Source organism: Streptococcus sp. HMSC071H03 (assembly GCF_001813035.1).
In the GTDB taxonomy this organism is placed as follows: Bacteria; Bacillota; Bacilli; order Lactobacillales; family Streptococcaceae; genus Streptococcus; species Streptococcus anginosus.
This window is the reverse complement of record NZ_KV811165.1, coordinates 1-1,713: the sequence shown is the minus strand read 5'-3', so window position 1 is coordinate 1,713 and position 1,713 is coordinate 1. Positions and strand designations below refer to the sequence as shown.

Below are 1,713 nucleotides of genomic sequence, written 5' to 3'. Positions count from 1 at the left end.
CACGAGGAATCCCGTCGGAATCTGGGAGGACCATCTCCCAACCCTAAATACTCCCTAGTGACCGATAGTGAACCAGTACCGTGAGGGAAAGGTGAAAAGCACCCCGGGAGGGGAGTGAAAGAGAACCTGAAACCGTGTGCCTACAACAAGTTCGAGCCCGTTAATGGGTGAGAGCGTGCCTTTTGTAGAATGAACCGGCGAGTTATGTTATGATGCGAGGTTAAGTTGAAGAGACGGAGCCGTAGGGAAACCGAGTCTGAAGAGGGCGCCATAGTATCATGATGTAGACCCGAAACCATGTGACCTACCCATGAGCAGGTTGAAGGTGAGGTAAAACTCACTGGAGGACCGCACCAGGGCACGTTGAAAAGTGCTTGGATGACTTGTGGGTAGCGGAGAAATTCCAAACGAACTTGGAGATAGCTGGTTCTCTCCGAAATAGCTTTAGGGCTAGCGTCGACAGAAAGATTCTTGGAGGTAGAGCACTGTTTGGGTGAGGGGTCCATCCCGGATTACCAATCTCAGATAAACTCCGAATGCCAATGAATTATGGTCGGCAGTCAGACTGCGAGTGCTAAGATCCGTAGTCGAAAGGGAAACAGCCCAGACCACCAGCTAAGGTCCCAAAATAATTGTTAAGTGGAAAAGGATGTGGAGTTGCACAGACAACTAGGATGTTAGCTTAGAAGCAGCTATTCATTCAAAGAGTGCGTAATAGCTCACTAGTCGAGTGACCCTGCGCCGAAAATGTACCGGGGCTAAAACAATTTACCGAAGCTGTGGATCCTTTAGGGGATGGTAGGAGAGCGTTCTATGTGTGGTGAAGGTGTACCGTGAGGAGCGCTGGAACGCATAGAAGTGAGAATGCCGGTATGAGTAGCGCAAGACAGGTGAGAATCCTGTCCACCGTAAGACTAAGGTTTCCAGGGGAAGGCTCGTCCGCCCTGGGTTAGTCGGGACCTAAGGAGAGACCGAAAGGTGTATCCGATGGCCAACAGGTAGAGATTCCTGTACTAGAGTATAGAGTGAAGGAGGGACGCAGTAGGCTAACTCAAGCGTGCGAATGGAAGAGCACGTCTAAGCAGTGAGGTGTGATAGGAGTCAAATGCTTCTATCTGTAACATTGAGCTGTGATAGGGAGCGAAGTTTAGTAGCGAAGTGAGTGACGTCACACTGCCAAGAAAAGCTTCTAGCGTTAATTTATACTCTACCCGTACCGCAAACCGACACAGGTAGTCGAGGCGAGTAGCCTCAGGTGATCGAGAGAACTCTCGTTAAGGAACTCGGCAAAATGACCCCGTAACTTCGGGAGAAGGGGTGCTGGCTTAAAGTCAGCCGCAGTGAATAGGCCCAAGCAACTGTTTATCAAAAACACAGCTCTCTGCTAAATCGTAAGATGATGTATAGGGGGTGACGCCTGCCCGGTGCTGGAAGGTTAAGAGGAGTGCTTAGCGGTAACGCGAAGGTATGAATTGAAGCCCCAGTAAACGGCGGCCGTAACTATAACGGTCCTAAGGTAGCGAAATTCCTTGTCGGGTAAGTTCCGACCCGCACGAAAGGCGTAATGATTTGGGCACTGTCTCAACGAGAGACTCGGTGAAATTTTAGTACCTGTGAAGATGCAGGTTACCCGCGACAGGACGGAAAGACCCCATGGAGCTTTACTGCAGTTTGATATTGAGTGTCTGTGCCACATGTACAGGATAGGTAGGA

General features: G+C 50.1%; 1 rRNA gene. It reads left to right on the top strand.

The features are described 5' to 3' along the window. Window positions 1–1,713 (top strand): 23S ribosomal RNA (locus HMPREF2887_RS06710); the annotation flags it as partial.